This is a genomic window from Streptomyces sp. NPDC024555, from assembly GCF_055559335.1.
The window spans coordinates 228,486-248,032 of record NZ_JBVHKV010000005.1; the positions used below are offsets into that span (position 1 = coordinate 228,486).

The 19,547-nt window shown below is 75.1% G+C and carries 17 protein-coding genes; 12 read left to right on the forward strand and 5 right to left on the reverse strand.

The annotated features are described in order from the left end of the window. Positions 1–3: 3 nt before the first annotated feature. A complete protein-coding gene (locus ACZ4FH_RS10655) occupies positions 4–1,434 on the reverse strand; it encodes a Gfo/Idh/MocA family protein (protein WP_467303800.1) in 1,431 nt (476 codons plus the stop codon). Positions 1,435–1,587: 153 nt separating this feature from the next. Then, on the reverse strand, positions 1,588–2,805 hold the full coding sequence (locus tag ACZ4FH_RS10660) for a four-carbon acid sugar kinase family protein (RefSeq protein ID WP_467303802.1): 1,218 nt from the start codon (positions 2,803–2,805) through the stop codon (positions 1,588–1,590). Between the two features lie 157 nt (positions 2,806–2,962). Here ACZ4FH_RS10660 and ACZ4FH_RS10665 point away from each other — a divergent pair, with 157 nt between their 5' ends. The 5 genes from ACZ4FH_RS10665 to ACZ4FH_RS10685 all read left to right on the forward strand — a co-directional run bounded on the left by ACZ4FH_RS10665 (position 2,963) and on the right by ACZ4FH_RS10685 (position 7,965). Next, positions 2,963–3,415, forward strand: coding sequence for a flavodoxin family protein (locus tag ACZ4FH_RS10665; RefSeq protein ID WP_467303804.1), 453 nt, complete (start codon positions 2,963–2,965; stop codon positions 3,413–3,415). A 183-nt stretch (positions 3,416–3,598) separates the two neighbouring features. Continuing rightward, positions 3,599–3,712 (forward strand): putative leader peptide, encoded by a 114-nt coding sequence (locus tag ACZ4FH_RS10670; RefSeq protein WP_383635937.1) that lies wholly within the window; start codon positions 3,599–3,601, stop codon positions 3,710–3,712. Between the two features lie 73 nt (positions 3,713–3,785). Further along, positions 3,786–5,009 (forward strand): LLM class flavin-dependent oxidoreductase, encoded by a 1,224-nt coding sequence (locus ACZ4FH_RS10675; RefSeq protein WP_467303807.1) that lies wholly within the window; start codon positions 3,786–3,788, stop codon positions 5,007–5,009. Positions 5,010–5,027: 18 nt separating this feature from the next. Next, positions 5,028–6,419 (forward strand): NtaA/DmoA family FMN-dependent monooxygenase, encoded by a 1,392-nt coding sequence (locus ACZ4FH_RS10680; RefSeq protein ID WP_467303808.1) that lies wholly within the window; start codon positions 5,028–5,030, stop codon positions 6,417–6,419. A 91-nt stretch (positions 6,420–6,510) separates the two neighbouring features. Further along, positions 6,511–7,965, forward strand: a complete 1,455-nt coding sequence (locus ACZ4FH_RS10685; protein WP_467303810.1) for a hypothetical protein — start codon at positions 6,511–6,513, stop codon at positions 7,963–7,965. Positions 7,966–7,988: 23 nt separating this feature from the next. Here ACZ4FH_RS10685 and ACZ4FH_RS10690 read toward each other — a convergent pair whose 3' ends face one another. Both ACZ4FH_RS10690 and ACZ4FH_RS10695 read right to left on the reverse strand, forming a co-directional pair. Beyond that, a complete protein-coding gene (locus tag ACZ4FH_RS10690; RefSeq protein WP_467304026.1) occupies positions 7,989–8,921 on the reverse strand; it encodes an aminoglycoside phosphotransferase family protein in 933 nt (310 codons plus the stop codon). A gap of 81 nt (positions 8,922–9,002) precedes the next feature. Further along, positions 9,003–9,500: a nuclear transport factor 2 family protein gene (locus tag ACZ4FH_RS10695; RefSeq protein ID WP_467303812.1), complete on the reverse strand. Its 498-nt coding sequence runs from the start codon at positions 9,498–9,500 to the stop codon at positions 9,003–9,005. Between the two features lie 209 nt (positions 9,501–9,709). On the opposite strand from ACZ4FH_RS10695, the gene ACZ4FH_RS10700 reads away from it, so the two are divergent. The 3 genes from ACZ4FH_RS10700 to ACZ4FH_RS10710 all read left to right on the forward strand — a co-directional run bounded on the left by ACZ4FH_RS10700 (position 9,710) and on the right by ACZ4FH_RS10710 (position 13,808). Further along, on the forward strand, positions 9,710–11,089 hold the full coding sequence (locus ACZ4FH_RS10700) for a hypothetical protein (protein WP_467303814.1): 1,380 nt from the start codon (positions 9,710–9,712) through the stop codon (positions 11,087–11,089). A 188-nt stretch (positions 11,090–11,277) separates the two neighbouring features. Further along, positions 11,278–12,519 (forward strand): AAA family ATPase, encoded by a 1,242-nt coding sequence (locus ACZ4FH_RS10705; protein WP_467303816.1) that lies wholly within the window; start codon positions 11,278–11,280, stop codon positions 12,517–12,519. Next, entirely contained in the window at positions 12,516–13,808 is a 1,293-nt protein-coding gene (locus tag ACZ4FH_RS10710; RefSeq protein ID WP_467303817.1) for a vWA domain-containing protein, read from the forward strand. Before ACZ4FH_RS10705 ends, ACZ4FH_RS10710 begins: the two co-directional genes overlap by 4 nt. 70 nt (positions 13,809–13,878) lie before the next feature. On the opposite strand, the gene ACZ4FH_RS10715 is transcribed toward ACZ4FH_RS10710, so the two are convergent. Further along, entirely contained in the window at positions 13,879–14,457 is a 579-nt protein-coding gene (locus ACZ4FH_RS10715) for a TetR/AcrR family transcriptional regulator (protein WP_467303819.1), read from the reverse strand. A 253-nt stretch (positions 14,458–14,710) separates the two neighbouring features. Between ACZ4FH_RS10715 and ACZ4FH_RS10720 the strand changes: the two genes are divergently transcribed. From ACZ4FH_RS10720 to ACZ4FH_RS10735, 4 genes are read left to right on the forward strand one after another with little or no spacing between them, the layout of a single operon-like run. After that, entirely contained in the window at positions 14,711–15,274 is a 564-nt protein-coding gene (locus ACZ4FH_RS10720) for a (2Fe-2S)-binding protein (RefSeq protein WP_467303821.1), read from the forward strand. Continuing rightward, entirely contained in the window at positions 15,271–16,263 is a 993-nt protein-coding gene (locus ACZ4FH_RS10725; protein WP_467303823.1) for an FAD binding domain-containing protein, read from the forward strand. Before ACZ4FH_RS10720 ends, ACZ4FH_RS10725 begins: the two co-directional genes overlap by 4 nt. Next, on the forward strand, positions 16,260–18,398 hold the full coding sequence (locus ACZ4FH_RS10730) for a xanthine dehydrogenase family protein molybdopterin-binding subunit (protein ID WP_467303824.1): 2,139 nt from the start codon (positions 16,260–16,262) through the stop codon (positions 18,396–18,398). Before ACZ4FH_RS10725 ends, ACZ4FH_RS10730 begins: the two co-directional genes overlap by 4 nt. Next, complete coding sequence (locus ACZ4FH_RS10735; protein ID WP_467303825.1) at positions 18,391–19,527, forward strand: XdhC family protein; 1,137 nt, start codon at positions 18,391–18,393, stop codon at positions 19,525–19,527. Before ACZ4FH_RS10730 ends, ACZ4FH_RS10735 begins: the two co-directional genes overlap by 8 nt. Positions 19,528–19,547: the final 20 nt, after the last annotated feature.

Here is a 19,547-nt window from a genome sequence, read left to right on the forward strand (position 1 = left end):
CGTTCATCGGACGACGGGGGGCATCTCGGTGGAGCGGGAGTCGAGACCGGTGCGCAGATTCACCCACGAGCCGCGGGTGAAGTCCGGGATGTCCACGGGCCGGCCCTTCGCGGCGAGGGACATCACGCTCAACGGCACGGGAGCGCACCACGAGGCGGAGTCGTACACGTCGATGTCGGGCACGAGGCCGGCCCGCATCAGCTGGACCGTGCGCCACTGGAGGACGTAGTCCATGCCGCCGTGGCCCCCGTTGTTCGCGGCGTCGTCACCGATCTTCTTCCAGAGCCAGTGGTCGAACTCCTTGAGATAGGTGTCGAAGTCGCGCCAGTAGTCACCGCTGTGGTCGGGCTCGACGTAGACGCGGGCACCGGTCGGCGAGTTCCCCGCGTAGTCCTCGAAGATGCCGCGGCTGCCCACGAGCGAGTTGATCCTGCTGTACGGGCGCGGCGCGCTGACCGCGTGCTCGGCCCGGATGGTCCGGCCGTTCGCGGTCCGGATCTGGCAGGTGACCAGATCCCCGTTGATGTACGTCTCCTGCCAGGACGGGTGCGACTTCGGCATGAAGCGCTCGCGGTAGTCGGCGAGCCCCTTCGGCGCGGTCGCGGTCGCGGTGAGGGTGGTCATCCGGTCGCCGCGGTTGATGTCCATGGCCGCCGCGATCGGGGCGAGGCCGTGCATGGCGTAGAAGGAGGCGGTGGAGCGGGTGTGCCACAGCCGGCGCCAGGAGTCGGTGTAGTAGGTGTCGGAGAACAGCAGCGCGCGCAGATCGTGCATGTAGCCGCCGTGACCGTTGGTCAGCTCACCGAACAGACCCTCGTGCGCCATCTTGAGCATCGCCAGTTCATTGCGGCCGTAGCTGCAGTTCTCGGAGAGCATCAGATTCCTGCGGGTGCGTTCCGAGGTGTCGACCAGGTCCCACAGCTGGTCGAGTTCGGTCGCGATGGGCAGTTCGACGACGACGTGCTTGCCCGCGAGCAGCGCCGCCTTGCCCTGCGGGTAGTGGAACTCCCACGGGGTCGCGATGTACACGAGGTCGATGTCGTCGCGCTTCAGCATCTGCGCGTAGCTGTCCGCGGACCCGCCGAACTCCGCGGGGCGCGGCTTGCCGGCCGCCACCAGCTGGTCGGCGGTGCGCTTGGCCCGGTCGGCGCGGATGTCGCAGACGGCCGTCACGACACTGCCGGGGACGGCGGCCCAGCCGGTGGTCATCCCGGATCCGCGGTTGCCGAGCCCGATGACGGCGACCCGGACCGTGTCGTGCGCCTCGAACGGGACGCCGATCATGGACTTCTGACCCGCCGCCCGGCGGGGCGCGGCGGCGGCCGGTGCGGCCGAGGCCGGTGCCGCGGCGGCTCCGAGGCCGACGGCGAGCGCCCCCGTGGCCAGTGTTCCTCCCAGGACCGAACGGCGTGAGATTTCAGGGATTTCGGGCATGGGGCATCGCTCCTCATGACGAGACCGGCATCACTGGCGGGACGACTCTCGCGGGAACGACCGTGACATGTCAATAGTTGTTCGTCGGGGCCGACTTTCGCGCATTAGCGCGCAGGGGATGCGTGTGGTGATGTGCGCCGAACCCGTCCGATGTCACGTCAGCAGTGGGGGACACGAAGCCGGCCGGGGCAGCTGCGCCCCCGCGTCCCCCGGGCGGCACAGCCGCACCAGGGCCTCCTCGTCCCCGAAGCCGCCCGCCTTGATCAGCACGGTGAAGCCGGGACGGCCGTGCGGCGTCGCGCGGGCGACGCCCGGTTCGGGCTCGTCGAGCAGATCCAGTCCCTCGATCCCGAGCGCCGGCAGCACGGTCGCGGCGGTCTCCCCGCCGGTGACGACCAGCGCGTCCACCAGCCCCTCGGCGGCCAGCGCCGCGGCGGCCGAAGCCAGGGTCCGGGCGAGCGCCCGCGCCCGGCCGGGGGCGGCGCGGTCGTCCGGGGTGCGCAGGGTGAGCACCGGGGCGGTCAGCGCGCGCAGTGCCGCGACCGCGGCCCCGGGATCGTCCCCGGCGACGACGCCCGCCGCGTCCGCCCGGCGGTGCAGCACCTCCAACTGGAGCCGGGTGACCGGATTGGCGCTGCCCGCCACCACCAGCGGGCGGCGGGCCGGAGCCGGCGGGGGAGCGGCCGGGCCGCCGCCCGGGAAACGGCGGGCCAGGGCCTGCGCCAGCCCGGGGGACCCCACCCACAGGACCTCCTCCGGGTGCGGCACCGCCGCCACCAGCCGGTCGAGGTCCGCGTCCGTCGCGGCCGAGCAGACGAACAGCCCGCCCCCGCCGATCAGCCCCGGCAGGCCCTCCACCCGCTCCGGCGCGAGGTGCGCCGCCCCGGGGAACAGCAGCCGCAGATCCCCGCACCGCACGGGATGCGCCGGATCGTCGGCGTACGCGCTCTCGTGCACCGGCACCCCGCCCACGTACTGCACCGCGTCCAGCGTCACCCGGCCCTCCGCCGGGAAGGCCGGGGCGAGGACGACGGCCCGGCGCCCCGACCCCGCCCACGCCGCCCGGACCTCCGCCCCCACATGCCCGCGCAGCGTCGAGTCGACCGTCTTGAGCAGCACCGGGGAACCGGCGAACCGGCGTGCCGCCCGCCCCGCCCGCGCGGCGGCCGCCTCCGCGTCCAGCAGCCGGGTCCCCAGGTCGACCGCGGTCACCCCGGTGCCATCCGCCACCTGGGGCGTCTCCGACGCGGCGGACAGCACGATGCGCGCCGTACGGCCGCCGCGACGGAACGGCGCCGCCCCGTCCCCGGCGCTCGTGAGGTCGTCGGCCAGCACGGCGATGCCCTGCCGGCGCGTCGTACGGGATGTCATGCGTCCGCCCCCTCCGCGTGCGGTCCCGGCCCGCCGCCGGGCCCCGGTCCCTGTCCGGTCCATGATCGACGACCCGGACGGTCCGGGACAACGCCCAGGTCGCACGCACGGCGGGGGCGCTTGCGGGTGGGCGGCCGGCACGGCAGGGTTCCGGGGTGTGGCCACTCTCCTGATCGTTCATCACACCCCCTCGCCGAACTGCCAGGCCCTCCTGGAGGCCGTCCTCGCCGGAGCGACGGCGGACGGGATCGAGGGGGTCCGCGTGGAGCGGCGTGCGGCGCTCGCCGCCACGGCCTCCGACGTCCTCGCCGCCGACGGCATCCTGCTCGGCACCCCGGCCAACCTGGGCTACATGTCCGGCGCCCTCAAGCACTTCTTCGACCAGATCTACTACCCCTGCCTGGACGCGACGCGCGGCCGCCCCTTCGGGTACTACGTGCACGGCGGCAACGACGTCACCGGCGCCGTGCGCGCCGTCGACTCCGTCACCACGGGCCTGGGCTGGCGGCGCGCGGCGGCCACGGTGGAGGTCACCGGCGAGCCCGCGAAGGCCGACATCGAGGCGTGCTGGGAGCTGGGCGCCACCCTTGCCGCCGGGCTGGCGGACTGACATCCGGTCATACCCGGCCCGCGCCCGGTCGATTCGGTGCGCCGGGGCGGAACAAACGTGTGCCGACGCGCTGTTGAGACCGGTGCGGCGAGTGCCGCGACCATGATCCGGCGCCATTGCGCGGCGACGCCGTCGCGCGTAGCGTTCCGGACGGGTCCCGAGTCCGGAGGGGAGGCGACGGTCATGACCGAGTCCCGGCCGCTCGCCGTCGCGCTCGTGCCCCGCCACCGCGTCCACCTGTACTCCCGCCCGCACATCGACCTCCAGCGCGTGTCCGCCGCGCTCTGTCGCCCCTGATCCGTACCTCCGACGCCGCACCCCCCGACGGGGCCCGGCGATCCTCCACGGTCGATCAGGAAGGCACCCTCACGTGTCCGCATCGTCATGGCCGCACCCTGCCCGCACCCCGCTGCACCTCGCCGTCGCCCTCGACGGCGCCGGCTGGCACCCGGCCGCCTGGCGCGAGCCCGGCGCCCGCCCCGCCGAACTCCTTGACCCCGCGTACTGGACCGACACCGTCACCGAGGCCGAGCGCGGTCTGCTGGACTTCGTGACCATCGAGGACGCCCTGCGCCTCCAGTCCACCCACTACGACGGACCCGACGACCGCACCGACCGGGAACGCGGCCGGCTCGACGCCGTGCTCGTCGCCGCCCGCGTCGCCCCCCTCACCCGGCACATCGGACTGGTCCCCACCGCCGTCGTCACGCACACCGAGCCCTTCCACCTCTCCAAGGCCGTCGCCACCCTCGACCACATCAGCGCGGGACGCGCCGGCCTGCGGGTCCAGGTCTCCCCGCGCCGCACCGAGGCGGCGCACTTCGGACGCCGCACCTTCCCGGCCTTCGGCACCGAGGACGGGGACACCCCCGCCGTCCGCGCCCTCACCGCCGAACTCTTCGACGAGGCCGCCGACTACATCGAGGCGGTCCGCCGGCTCTGGGACAGCTGGGAGGACGGGGCCGAGATCCGCGACGCCGCCACCGGCCGCTTCATCGACCGCGACCGGCTGCACTACACCGACTTCGAGGGACGGCACTTCAGCGTCAAGGGCCCCTCGATCACGCCCCGGCCCCCGCAGGGCCAGCCCCCGGTCACCGCCCTCGCCCACCAGACGGTTCCCTACCGCCTCGTCGCCCGGTCCACCGACCTCGGCTACGTCACCCCGCGCGACACCGCGCACGCCCGCGCGATCGTCGAGGAGATCCGCGCCGAACAGCGCGCCGCCGGACGCGACGGCGAACCCCTCCACCTCTTCGGGGACCTCGTCGTCCTCCTCGACGACACCCCCACCGCCGCCGAGGACCGCCTCGGCCGGCTGGACGCGGTGGCCGGAGCCCCGTACACGAGCGACGCCCAGGTGTTCACCGGGACCCCGGCCCAGCTCGCCGATCTGCTCCTGGAACGCGGCGAGGCCGGACTGACCGGCTTCCGGCTGCGCCCCGCCGTCATCGGCCACGATCTGCCCGCGATCACCCGCGGCCTCGTCCCCGAACTCCAGCGCCGCGGCGCCTTCCGGACCGCGTACGAGGCCGACACCCTGCGCGGACTCCTCGGCCTCGCCCGGCCCGCCAACCGCTACGCCACCGTCTGAGCCGGAGGGACCACCGACATGAGCAGCGACCGCGCCACCGGCAAACCGGTCAAGCAGATCCATCTCGCCGCCCACTTCCCGGGCGTCAACAACACCACCGTCTGGAGCGACCCGCGCTCCGGAAGCCATATCGAGTTCAGCTCCTTCGCCCATCTCGCCCGCACCGCCGAACGCGCCCGCTTCGACTTCCTCTTCCTCGCGGAGGGGCTGCGCCTGCGCGAACAGGGCGGACGGATCTACGACCTGGACGTCGTCGGACGCCCCGACACCTTCACCGTGCTGTCGGCCCTCGCGGCCGTCACCGACCACCTCGGCCTGACCGGCACCATCAACTCCACCTTCAACGAGCCCTACGAGGTGGCCCGCCAGTTCGCCAGCCTCGACCACCTCTCGGGCGGGCGCGCCGCGTGGAACGTCGTCACCTCCTGGGACGCGTTCACCGGCGAGAACTTCCGCCGGGGCGGCTACCTCCCGCAGGAGGAGCGCTACTCCAGGGCCCGGGAGTTCCTGACCACGGCCCATGAACTCTTCGACTCCTGGCACCACGACGACCTCGTCGCCGACCCCGCCACCGGCACGTTCCTGCGGGACGCCCGCGCCGGCTCCTTCGTGCACCGGGGACCGCACTTCGACATCGAGGGCCGCTTCAACGTCCCCCGCAGCCCCCAGGGCCGCCCGGTGATCTTCCAGGCGGGCGACTCCGAGGAGGGCCGCGAGTTCGCAGCGGCGGACGCCGACGCGATCTTCAGCCGGCACGCCACGCTCACGGCCGGCCAGGCCTTCTACGCCGACGTCAAGGGCCGCCTCGCCCGCTACGGCCGCACCCCCGACCAGCTCCTGATCCTGCCCGCCGCGACGTTCGTCCTCGGCGACACCGACGCCGAGGCGGCCGAACTGGCCCGTGAGGTCCGCCGGCAGCAGGTCAGCGGAGCCACCGCGATCAAGCACCTCGAATTCGTGTGGAACCGCGACCTCTCCGCGTACGATCCCGACGGCCCGCTCCCCGACATCGACCCCGACCCCGGCGAGCACACCGTCGCCCGGGGCCGCGCCCAGGTCCGCATGTACCGCGACCCGGTCGCCACCGCCCGTGAATGGCGGGAGCTGGCCGCCGCGAAGAACTGGTCGATCCGCGATCTGGTCATCGAGACGGGCAACCGCCAGTCCTTCGTGGGCTCCCCGGACACCGTCGCCACCGCTCTCGACGCCTTCGTCCAGGCCGACGCCGCCGACGGCTTCATCCTCGTCCCCCACCTCACCCCCGGCGGACTGGACGGCTTCGCGGACACCGTCGTCCCGCTGCTCCAGGAACGCGGCGTCTTCCGCACCGAGTACGAGGGACCGACCCTGCGCGACCACCTCGGCCTCGCCCACCCGGACACCGCCCGGACCCGGCGCGCGGCCTCGTGACGCTCCTCGCGACCGCCCTCGCCGCCCCCGCCCCGGTCCGCCCCGCACCGGGGCGGGGCACGGGAGGGGCCCCTCGGTAGGCTCCCGTCGCATGACCGACCCCGTCCTGCACCTCCTGCGCACCCGCCCCGAGCTCGCCGGGGCGGCCGCGTTCCCGTTCGACTTCGACGTGAGCCGGGCGTACCACGTGGAGGACGTGCATCTGGCGTCCGGCGCCTCCCTTGAGCCGATCGCCGGGGACGACACCGGAGGCACGTACTTCCTCTCCGGCGGCACGGCCGTGCTGTACGCCTCCTCGGAGGGCGACGCCGTGCTCGTCGCGGACAGCGTCACCGAGGCGCTGGAGATGCTGGTGCGGCTGCCCGGCTGGTGCGAGGGCCTCACTTCGGACCTGGACGAGGAGGAGCTGCGGGCCGTCGTGCGCGCCTGCGACGACGAGGCGCGCGAGGAGTTCGCCCCCGATCTCGACGCGGAACGGGCGGCGCTCGTCGCCGGACTGGGCCTCCCGGACCGGCCGCTCACCGAACTCCTCGCGCGGGCGGAGGCGGCCGCCGCCCGCACCGAACCGGACCACCTCCTCCTGAACTCCGCCGAACTCTGCGCCTACCGGCTGCCCGACGCGTACCGGATGTGCCTGCGGGACATCGTCCTCGGCCCGGCGCGCGAGGCCCTGGAGCGGATGCGCGCGGAGGGCGGCGGAGCGCCGGCCGACCCGGTGGCGCGCGCCGGAGTGCTGCGGGCCGCCCAGTTCGACCGCCGCGCCGACGATCTGCCGCTGCTGCGCGCCCTGTTGGCGGCCGAGTGCGCCGAACGTACGGAACGGTACGAGGAACGCGCGCTGGCCGCCGTCCTCGTCGCCCTGCACGGCCGGGACGAGGACGTGCCGCTCCTGCGCGAGGCCACGTCCGGGCGGGTCACCGACGCCCGGGGCGCCGTCGCCTGGGCACGGGCCGAGGACGCGAGCCGCTACGGGCGGGACCCCGCGGCCGTGACCGAGCTGACCTGGGCCGACCTGGCCCACCGCCAGGGTCTGACCGGGCACGCGCGCACCGCCCTGATCCGGATGCTCGACGACACGGGCCCGGACGCCGCACGGCTGCGCGAGCTGAGCCGGGCCCTGGAGGGGATCGGCGACCACGCACAGGCCGCCCGCGCCCAGTTCAACCTGCTGTCGCTCCAGGACACCCCGACGGACCGGGCCTCCGAGGCCTACGTCCTGGCCCGGCTGGAGCGCCGCAAGGGCGACCTCGCCGCGGCGGGCCGGGCGCTGGAACGGGCGAGGGCCGCGGTCGGCTCCGGCGGCCCGGCCCCCGACGAGCGGACGGCCGGATGGCACCGGCGCGGCCTCGGCCGGCTGATCACCGAACAGCACCTGGAACTCGTCCTCGCCGCCGCCGAAGCCGGAGACAGCGACCTCGCGCACACCACCATGGCCCACGCCCGGACCCTGCTCGGCCTCGTCGCCAAGGAATCGGCGAAGCGGCTCGCCCCCCTGTCCGGCCGCGCCGCATGGGCGGTGGCGGCCCTGCGCAAGCCCCGACCCTGACGGACCGGGACCGGCCGGGACGGTCAGACCCCGTCGGCCAGCTGCTCCGCCATACCGTCGGCGAACGCCACCAGCCCGTCGCGCCCGGATCCGCCCCGTGACCGCCGGAATCCGTGCCGGCGCCCCCAGAAGGCCGCCTGCACGGCCTGGAACTGGGCCCACCGGCGGACGCGTCCACGATCCAGCCCGGACGCCTCCGTGAACACGTCCAGCGCCCGTTCCAGCCCCGCCCGGACGTCACCGGCGGCGATCAGCGCCGGTGCCCGCGTCTTGAGGAAGGTCCCGCCGTCGTACGCGGGATCGCCGGCCAGGCCCTTCGGATCGACGGCCAGCCACGGCTCGCGGCGGGCGCGCAGGATGTTCCGCCCGTGGAGATCGCCGTGGATCATCAGATCCGGTCCGTCGGCGGTCAGTTCGCGGACCGTGGCCACGGCGGCGGCCACCGTGCGGCCGGGCAGCGGCCGGCCCAGCTCCTCGGAGTCCCGGCGCAGCCCCGCCTCCCAGTCCCCGGCGAGGTCCCGGAGCCGGGGGAGTCCGCGCGGCGCCGGGACGGCGAGCCGTCTGCCGACCGCGCCCGCCACCCGGGCCACCGCGTCCCCGTCCTCGGCCTCGCCCAGCGTGGTGGCCTCCACGCGCTCCAGCAGCATCGCGAAGTCCGCGTCGGCGCGGGCGTACAGCCGCACCGCCCCGCGCCCGTCCCACACGGTGAACGCGTCCGGCTCGTGGACGTTCCCCGGATGCGGGAACGACACCTTCAGCACGGCGTCCCCGCCGTCGCTCCGGCGTACCGGCAGCACGATCCCGACCCCGCCGTGGACCGTCTCCCCGGCGGGAACGCACTCCCAGCGCTCCAGCAACGCGCCGACGCGCGCGGGCAGTCCGGCGGTCCACGCCGCACCGGTTGCCCCCTCCCGCTCGACGGTGCTCCGTACGAACGCCTCCGGAATCCCGATCACCATCCCGGCACTCTAAGGGCTGCCCCCCGCCCCCCGGGCCGCCGTCGCACGCCCGCCGGAGGAAGGGACGGCGGGCCTCGTCTACCGGGGGCGCAAGGCGTCGGCCACCGCGAGGGTGTCCCAGTAGAACGGGTGCATCTCGGTGATGAGCCCGTCCCTCACGGTGATCATCTGCATCACCGAGGTGTCCAGGACGCGGCCGGTGGCGCGGGCCCGCAGCCGGCCCCGGTTCAGCACGACGACGACGTCTCCGTCGACCACGAACCGCTGCTCCAGGAACTCCAACGACTGCCATGTCTCGCTCATCGCGGCCATGAACGCCTCGATGCCGCGCGGTCCGCGCCACGTGCCCCCGTAGGGCAGTCCGGGTGCCTGGTACATCACCACCTCGGGATCGAGACACGCGGCCAGTCCGTCGAAGCTCGCCCGGCCCATCCCTCCGGCCGCGATGTACGCCGCTTCGGCGGCGTAGAAGTCCTTGAGCACGGCCAGGGCGTCAAGGGCGCCGCGCCCGTCCGTGTGCGGCCCCGCCGACGCCGGCGCGATCGGGTTCGAATCCCTCGTGTTCTCTGCGGTCATGAGCCCATCGTGATGATCCGGCGCGGCGGACGCTGGCGGGAATCGGACCTCGCACCCCGGGGGTCGTCTCCTCGGGAGACCCTTCCGGCGGTTCCCGCCCGGATCGAAAAAAGATCTCGACCCCGGGACGACCGAACGCTAGGCTGCCCCGCGATGACGAATCGGACTGTTCACAGATTGGGGGACCCGAACAAGCAAGGCGAGTGCTGATGACCACTCACCGAACGCTTCGGGATCCCTTCCTCACCTTCTGGCTGCGCGTGCGCGAGTTCGCCGTGCCGCCCTCCATGATCGAGACCGCCACTGCCCGCCGCACGGCCGGTGACTGGGCCGGTGCCTGCGCGGCTGCCGGGGTCGACGTCGACCTCGCACCGCGCACCCTGGCCGCCGCGCACGGCCGGGAGCTCGCCGACCGGGTCCGGGCCGACCTGCGCCATCTGGCACCGGACCTGCTGCGCTGGCATCTGCCGAGGATCGCTCCGCGCGGACTGCTGCGCCCGGGGCTGACGATCCCTCTGGCCCGGTACGAGACCGGCGAACCGGGTCCCCGGGCGGCCGTGCAGCTGGTCGTCCGGACCCCGCCCGCCTGGGCGGACGCCGGACAGCGGATCAGTCTCGCCCTGTGGGACGGGGCGCGCGCGGCACCGGTCCGCCACCCGCACCCCCGGCCCAGCACGCGCTTCCGGCTGGATCTGCACCGCCACCTCTGGGACGCGCGCCGGACCGCCGAACTGGGGGAGCGCTCCGGAGCCGGCCCCGCCGCGGCCGGTCCGCCGCCCGGTCCGGCGGTCGCCGCACTGGTGCCGCCGGGCCGCCGCTGCGCCGTGGACCGCTGGGCTGCCGAGGCGGACCTGCTGCTGCGGGCCGACTCCCGGACGGACCGGACCTTCGCCGTGCGCCTCGGCGGCGGGCACCGGCTCCTCCTCGAACGGGCGGCGGACGGCGACGGATCCGGCGCGCCGCCCGCGCTCCGGATCGCCGATCCGCCCGGCGAGCGGTCCGGCAGCATCCCGCCCGTGCTCCCCGACGCCGCCACCTGGGCCCTGCCCGACGCCGAGCTGGTACGGGACGGGGTGCTCGACCCCGGACGGCTGCACCCGCTCGTGCGCACCGCCCTGTTCCCGGACCGGCCCGCCTCCCCGGCGGCCGGGACGGAGGACGCGGCCGGGCGGGTCCGGCTGGTGGACTGCCGGGGCGAGCGGCACCGGATCGGCCTCGTCGACGGCGTCCTCGCCCCGCTCGACCACGATCCCGCCGAACTCCGCCGCGAAGAGCTGCTGGCCGCGCTGACGGGCACCCCCGTGCCCTGTCTCCAGGCCGTCGACGCGGCGCACCGCCGCCCGGACTGCCTCGGCGGCGTCCGCGAACGGCTGGACCACGGGGACATCCACGGCGCGCTCGCCGTGGTCGAGGGACTGCTCGGTCCGGACGCGGTCCTTCGCGACGGCCCGCTCCGGGACGAGCTGGAATCAGCGGCCCGGCGCCGGATCGCGTACGGACTCTTCCGCGCCGGACTCGCCGAGCCCGCCCCGCGCGCCCGCCGACGGGAGCCGGTCCGCACACGGTCCCCCCGCCGAAGCCGCCCCTGACCCGTCCGACCGCGTACGGGTGAGGTGCGCGCCCGCACGGCGTACGCACGCGCCCGACCTCTGCCCCGGCCCGCCCGGACGCCTCGTGGACGAGGCCCGGACCCCCGCCGTGTCCGCACCCGGACACGGCTCCCGCGACGGCCCCTCCGGTCCGCCGCCGACCTTCGAGAACCCAAGGTGATGCCTTCATGACGACGCCCCCGACCGCACCCGCTCAGGCCGGCCCGCTCGATGTCGCCGGCCGGCTGACGGCCCTGCTCGACACGACCGCGACCGAGCTGCGCCCCGACACACAGCTGGAGGCGCTGACCCTGGCCGTCGCCGCCGACCTGCCCGTCCTCCTCTGGGGCGAGCCGGGGATCGGGAAGAGCGCCGCGCTCACCCAGCTCGCCGACGCGCTCGGCCTCCCGCTGACGACGGTCATCGCCAGCGTCCACGAACCGTCCGACTTCTGCGGACTGCCGATCGTCGGCGACGACCCCGCCGAACAGGGCGTCCCGATGGCACCGCCGGACTGGGCGGTGCGCCTGGTCAGGGCCGGGCGCGGACTGCTCTTCCTCGACGAACTCTCCACCGCCCCGCCCGCCGTCCAGGCGGCGCTGCTCCGGCTCGTCCTGGAACGGCGCATCGGCGCCCTCCGTCTTCCGCCGGGGGTGCGGATCGTGGCCGCGGCCAACCCCCGTTCCTCCGCCGCCGACGGCTGGGAGCTGAGCCCGCCGCTCGCCAACCGCTTCGTCCACCTCCAGTGGGTCCACGACCACGATGTCGTCGTCCGCGGACTCGGCGGTACCTGGCCGCGCGCGACGCTGCCCCGGCTGGATCCCGAACGGCTCACCGGCGCCGTGGAGTTCGCCCGCCGGGCGGTGTGCGGACTGCTCGCCGCACGGCCCGCGCTGGTGCACCGGCTGCCCAGCGCGGAGACCCGGCGCGGCGGCGCCTGGCCCTCACCCCGCAGCTGGGAGATGACCCTGCGTCTGATCGCCTTCGCGACCGCCGCGGACGTCTCCCGCGAGGTGCTGTCCCTGCTGGTCAGGGGCGCGGTCGGGGACGGCCCGGGGCTGGAGCTGCTGGCCGCCGTCGACCGGATGGACCTGCCGGACCCGGAGACCCTGCTGGCCGATCCGGAGGCCGCGGACCTGCCGGAACGGGGCGATCTGCGCCAGGCCGTGCTCGACGGGGTGGTGGCCGCCGTCCGGAAGCGGCCGGACCGGGCCCGCTGGGACGCGGCGTGGCGGTTGCTGGTCCGGGCCCTGGAGACCGGCGCCCCCGACCTCGTGGTGGTGCCCGCGACCACGCTCGCCACCCTGCGGCAGGAGGACTGGGACGTGCCGGAGACCATCGAGCGGATGGCCGGCGTCGTCTCGATCTCCCGCCGCGCCGACCGGGCGGCGGCGGCCCGCACCACGGCCCCCGTCGGGGCCGGCCGGTGAACCCGGCCGAGCCGGGGCTCCTGGCCCGGGAGGCGGGCCCGGCCGGGGCGGCGGCCCTGGACCGCGACAAGCTGTTCGCCGCCAGGCTGTTCGCGGCCCGCGCCCGCCCCTACCTCGCCACCGCCCTGTTCGCCCTGCACACCGTCGAGTCGCGGCGGGTGCCGACCATGGCCGTGGACCGCTTCTGGCGGTGCTACGTGTCACCCGCCTTCGTGGCCGCCACCCCCGTGGCGGAACTGGCCGCGGTCTGGGTCCACGAGGTCGCGCACCTGCTGCGCGACCACCACGGGCGCGGCGACTCCTACGCCCGGCGGCACGGGCTGACCGGTCGCGCCGAACGGCTGCGGATGAACATCGCGGCGGACTGCGAGATCAACGACGACGCCTTCGACGAGGAGCTGCCGCGCCCGCCCGGCGCCGTCGTCCCCGCCGATCTGGCGCTGCCCGAGGGGCAGTTGATGGAGGAGTACCTGACCCGGTTCCGGCTCGGGCGGCTGACCGAGCATCTCGCCTGGCTGGACTGCGGCAGCGGCGCCGACGGGCTGGAGCGGGAATGGGACCTGGGACCGGACGGGGCGCACGGGCTGAGCGCCCAGGAACGGGACGCGGTGCGCTTCCGGGTCGCCCGGGGCATCACCGGACGGCCCGGTGACACGTCGGAGAGCTGGGCGCGCTGGGCCGAGGAGGTGTTCCACCCGCCCCAGCCCTGGCGGGAGCTGCTCGGCGCCGCGGTCCGCTCGGCGGCCACCGGACCCGGCGCCGGCGAGGACTACTCGTACGGCAGACCGGCCCGCCGCTCGGCGAGCGTGCCCGGAGCCGTGCTGCCGAGCCTGCGGCGCCGGCCGCCCCGCGTCGCCGTCGTCATCGACACCTCCGGCTCCGTCAGCGACACCGAGCTGGGCAGCGCGCTGCTGGAGGTCGCGGCCGTGTCCCGGGCCGTGGGCGGCCGCCGGGACCTCGTCACGGTCCTGTCGTGCGACGCGGCGACCCGGGTCGTGCACCCGCTGTGCCGCTCCGAGGGCATCCCGCTGGCCGGAGGCGGTGGCACGGACCTGCGCGACGGCTTCGCCCGCGCGCTGCGCACCCGCCCCGCCCCGGACGTCGTCGTGGCCCTCACCGACGGGCAGACGCCGTGGCCCTCGGCCCCGCCGCCCTGCCGCACCGTGATCGGCCTCTTCGACCGGACCCGGCTCCCGACGTGGGACGAGGACGACGACACCTACGTCCCGGACGAACCGCCCACCTGGGCGCGCACGGTGATGATCGGGGGCGGGGGCACGGGACGCTGAGGTCCCGGCAGCGGTACGGGCGGGGCGCGTCCCGGCAGGTGCGTGCGGGCCCCGCCCTCCCGTACGCGGGTCAGGCCGGGGGAGGGGACGCCGGGGCGCCCGCGCGCAGACCGTCCATCACCAGGTCCAGGAGCCGGGCCGCGCGCGGCTCCCACGCGCCGTGCGGGTCGAGCTGCCAGAGCCCCGCGATCGCGAGCAGGAAGTCGTCCGGGGTCATCCCGGGCCGGATCGTGCCCGCCCGCTCATTGGCCTCCAGCAGCAGGACGAGGGCGCTGGTCACCGGGCCGTGCCCGAGCTGGGACAGGCTGCCGTAGCGGCTCGCCGTCGTCCGCAGCGCGTCGGCCAGACCCGCCTTCGCCATCCCGTACCGCGCCAGCCGGTCCATCCACTCCCGCAGCGCCACGTCCGGGGGGCGCGTCGCCAGCAACTGGGACGCGGTCTCGGCGACCTGCTGCATCTCGTAGCGGTACACCTCCAGGACCAGGGCCTCGCGGTTGGGGAAGTTCCGGTAGAACGTGCCCTGACCGACCCCCGCCTTCTTCGCTATCGCGCTGACCGGGGTGTCCGCGGCGCGCGTCAGCTCGACCAGGGCGACGGCCAGGATGCGTTCGCGATTGCGCTGGGCGTCCGGGCGCTGAGGGGCACTCATATCGTCCCGCACACCTGCTCCTTCCGGACACACCCAACGGATCGGCCTTGCTGAGCGGACAGCTGTCCGCTAGGTTCGACGGACAACCGGACAGCTGTCCGCTCCCCCCGTACCCTAACGGTGCTTCCGGCCGGACCGGCCGACCCGTCTCCTGTGAACTGTTCACGCCCCACGTATCGCCCTGTTCCGTCCGGTGTGCCCACCGGATTCGTCTTGTTTCGACGCGCTCAAGCAATACGAAGGAAGGCCGACCATGTCCCCATCGACGTCCAGCGCCATCACGCTGCACATCAATGGCGAAAAATACACGCTTCCCGTCGACCACCGCACCACCCTGCTCGACGCACTCCGCGAACGTCTCGATCTCACCGGCACGAAGAAGGGCTGCGACCAGGGACAGTGCGGGGCCTGCACGGTCCTGCTCGACGGGCGGCGCACGGTCTCCTGCCTCCAGCTCGCCGTCGCCGCCGAGGGGCGCGCGGTCACCACCATCGAGGGCGTCGCCGACGGCGACCGGCTCCACCCGGTGCAGCAGGCCTTCCTCGACCTCGACGGCTACCAGTGCGGCTACTGCACCCCCGGCCAGATCTGCTCCGCCCTCGCGGTCATCGAGGAGCACGCGGCCGGCTGGCCCAGTGCCGCCACCGAGGACGTGCGGCCCGAGGCGGGACCGCCGGTGCTCACCGACGAGGAGATCCGGGAACGGATGAGCGGCAACCTCTGCCGCTGCGGCGCGTACATGTCCATCGTCCGGGCCGTCGCCCGCGCCGCCGAACGGACCGCGGCCGGCACCGAGTCCGAGGGGGCCGCCGCGTGAGGGAGTTCGGATACGAGCGCGCGCACACCGTCGCCGGGGCGGTCGCCCTGCTCGCGGCCGAGCCCGAGGCCCGGCTCCTCGGCGGCGGCACCAATCTCGTCGACCTCATGAAGGCCGGGGTGGAGCGCCCGGCCCTCCTCGTCGACGTCCAGGAACTGCCCCTCGGCGAGATCGTGTTCACCCCGGAGGGCGGGCTGCGCATCGGGGCGACCGTCACCAACAGCGACCTCGCCGCCCACCCCGAGGTGCGCCGCCACTACCCCGCCCTCGCCCAGGCCGTCCTGGCCGGCGCCTCCGGCCAGCTCCGCAACATGGCCACCGTCGGCGGCAATCTGCTCCAGCGCACCCGCTGCGGCTACTTCGGCGACACCTCCAAGCCGTGCAACAAGCGCACCCCGGGCAGCGGTTGCCCCGCCCTCGCCGGCGAACACCGCAACCACGCGATCCTCGGCGCCTCCGAGCACTGCGTGGCCACCCACCCCTCGGACATGGCGGTCGCCCTCGCGGCCTTCGACGCCGTGGTGTCGTACGAGACGGCCGAGGGCCCCGGCGTCCTGCCGCTGTCCGCGTTCTACCGGCCCGTGGGCCGGACCCCGCACCTGGAGACGGACCTGCCGCCCGGGGCGCTGATCACCGGTGTCACGGTGCCGCCGGCCGCCGCCGCGGCGCACTCCCGCTACCGCAAGGTGCGCGAGCGCGCCTCGTTCGCCTTCGCCATCGGCTCGGTCGCGGCCGGGCTCGACATCCGCGACGGCGTCGTGCGCGAGGCGCGTCTCGCCCTGGGCGCGGTCGCCTCCCGGCCCTGGCGGGCCCACGAGGCCGAACGGGTCCTGACCGGGGGCCCGGCGGACACCGCGGCCTTCGGCGCGGCGGCCGACGCCGAACTGGCCGCCGCACGGGCCCTGCCGGACAACGGGTACAAGGTGACGCTGATGCGCAACCTCGTCGTCGCCGTCCTCACCGAACTCGCCCAGGAGGCCGCCCGATGACCACGACGACCGACACCACGACGACCGGCCGTGCCGTCGGCACCGCACGGACGCGTGTGGAGGGCCGGGAGAAGGTCACCGGGGCCGCCCGCTACGCGGGCGAGATCCCGTTCGCCGGCCTGGCCCACGGCTGGCTCGTCCTGTCGACCGTGGCCCGCGGCCGCATCCGCTCCCTGGACGACGCCCCGGCCCTCGCCATGACCGGGGTCCTGGCCGTGCTCCACCACGGCAACGCGCCCCGCGTCGACACCGGGTACATCGGCATGCTCGGCCGGCCCAATCCGGTCGTCGGCCTCTTCCAGCACGACCGGATCCCGTTCATGGGCTGGCCCGTCGCCCTCGTCGTCGCCGAGACCTCCGAACAGGCCAGGGAGGCCGCGGGCGCGCTGCTCGTGGAGTACGAACAGGAGCCGCACGACGTGGAGTTCGCCGCCGGGCATCCCGGCGCGTACGTTCCCGAGGAGGCGATGCCCGGGGCGGGCACGGAGAAGGGGGACCTCGCGGAGCGGCTGGCGGCCTCCGCGTACGTCGTGGACGAGGAGTACACGACCCCCGAGGAGCACCACCACTCCATGGAGCCGCACGCGGCGACCGCGCGGTGGGACGGCGGCCGGCTGGAGGTCGTCGACTCCAACCAGGGCACCTCCTGGGTGGCGAACGAACTCGCCTCCCTGTTCTCCCTCGACCCCGGCTCCGTGCGCGTCCGCTCCGAGCACGTCGGCGGCGGCTTCGGCTCCAAGGGGCTCGCCCCCCACCAGGTCGGCGCCGTGATGGCGACCACGGTGCTGCAGCGCCCCGTCCGCGTGGTGCTGACCCGGCGCCAGATGTTCTCGCTCGTCGGCTTCCGCAGCCCCACCCACCAGCGCGTGACGCTCGGCGCCGACGCCGGCGGCAGGCTGCTGGCCCTCGACCACCAGGCGCTCAGCCTCACCTCCACCGTGCACGAGTTCATCGAGCCCAGCGCCACGGTGGCACGCGTCATGTACGACGCCGACGCGCACCGCACCGGACACCGCGTGGTGCGGCTCGATGTGCCGACGCCCACCTGGATGCGGGCCCCCGGCGAGACACCGGGTTCCTTCGCCCTGGAGTCGGCCATCGACGAACTGGCCGAGAAATGCGGCCTGGACCCGGTCGAACTGCGGCTGCGCAACGAGCCGGAGGCCGGACCCGTGTCCGGACTGCCCTTCAGCAAGCGGAATCTGCGGGCCTGTCTGGAGGAGGGGGCCCGCAGGTTCGGCTGGGCCGGCCGGGACCCGCGCCCCGGGACGCGCCGCGAGGGACGCTGGCTCCTCGGGACCGGGGTGGCCGCGGCCACCTTCCCCTCCGGCGTCGGCCCCTCCACGGCCTCCGCGACCGCCCTGCCGGACGGCCGTTTCACCGTACGGGTCAACGCGGCGGACATCGGCACCGGCGCCCGGACCGCGATGCTCTCCGTCGCGGCCGACGCGCTGGGCGTGGACCCGGGCCGCGTCCGGATCCTGCTCGGCGACAGCGACATCGGCCCCGCCTGGATCGCGGGCGGCTCCATGGGTACCCGCTCCTGGGCCTGGGCCGTACGGCTCGCGGCCGGGGAACTGCGCGAGACGCTCGCACTCGGCGGGACGATCCCGCCCGAGGGCCTCACCACCCGGTCGGACACCTCGCAGGCCGTCGAGGCCCTGGCCCAGCTGGAGCGGCACTCCTACGGCGCCCAGTTCGCGGAGGCGGCCGTCGACACCACCACCGGTGAGGTCCGGGTCCGCCGGATGCTCGGCATCTTCGCCGCGGGCACCGTCGTCAACCCGCTCACCGCCCGCAGCCAGCTCGTCGGCGGGATGACCTGGGGCCTGTCCATGGCCCTGCACGAGGAAGCGGTCCGCGACCGGCACTCCGGCGGCTACGTCAACGCCGACCTGGCCGGATACCACGTCGCCGCCCACGCCGACGTGACCCGCGTCGAGGCGGACTGGGTCGACGACCACGACCCGCAGGACCCGGTCGGGATCAAGGGCATCGGCGAGGTCGGCATCGTCGGTGCGGCCGCCGCCGTCGCCAACGCCGTCTGGCACGCCACCGGCGTACGCCACCGCAGCCTGCCGATCCGCCCCGACCGCGTCCTCACCGCGGCACAGGAGGGAACACCGGGTGCTTGACATCGCCGCCGACCTGCACCAATGGTCCCGGGAGGGCCGGGACTTCGCCGTCGCCACCGTGGTGCGGGTCGGCGGCAGCGCCCCCCGGGGCCCCGGCGCGGCCCTGGCCGTCGACACCGAGGGCACCGCCATCGGCTCGGTCTCCGGCGGCTGCGTCGAGGGCGAGGTCTACGAACTCTGCGTCCAGGCCCTCCAGGACGGCCGGACCGCGCGCGGCCGGTTCGGCTACAGCGACGAGGACGCCTTCGCCGTGGGACTCACCTGCGGCGGCGTCCTCGACGTCCTGGTCACCCCGGTGCGCGCGGGGACACCGGTGTTCGCGGCGGCGGTCGAGGCCGCGGTGCGCGGCGAGCCCGCCGCGCTCGCCCGCGTCGCCAGGGGCCCGGACGACCTCCTCGGGCAGGCCCTGCTGGTCCGCGCCGACGGCTCGTACGAGGGCACGCTCGGCCGGCGGCCGGAGCTGGACCGGGTGGCGGCGGCCGAGGCCCGCGCCCTGCTGGACACGGGCCGCACCGGCTCCGCCGAACTCGCGGAGGACGGATCGGGCTGCCCCGGCGGACTGACGCTCTTCGTCGAGTGCAGCGTGCCCCCGCCCCGGATGATCGTGTTCGGCGCGGTGGACTTCGCCACGGCACTCGTCCGGGCCGGCAAGTTCCTCGGCCACCATGTGACGGTCTGCGACGCCCGTCCGGTCTTCGCCACCCGCGCGCGCTTCCCCGACGCCGACGACCTCGTCGTCGACTGGCCGCACCGCTATCTCGCGAGCACCGCGACCGACGCCCGCACCGTCCTCTGCGTCCTCACCCACGACCCCCGCTTCGACATCCCCCTGCTGGAGACCGCCCTTCGGCTCCCCGTCGCCTACGTCGGTGCGATGGGATCCCGCCGCACCCACGAGGACCGCGAACGCCGGCTGCGCGAAGCCGGCCTCACCGACCGGGAACTGAACCGCCTCCACTCCCCGATCGGCCTCGACCTCGGCGCCCGCACCCCGGAGGAGACCGCCCTCTCGATCGTCGCCGAGATCGTCGCCGAACGCCGGGGCGGCACGGGCACCCGGCTGACCGGGGCGGGCACGCCGATCCACCACGACACCCGGGACCGGCTGCCCGCCACCACGGAACCGTGACCGGCGGGGACGCGGTGCGG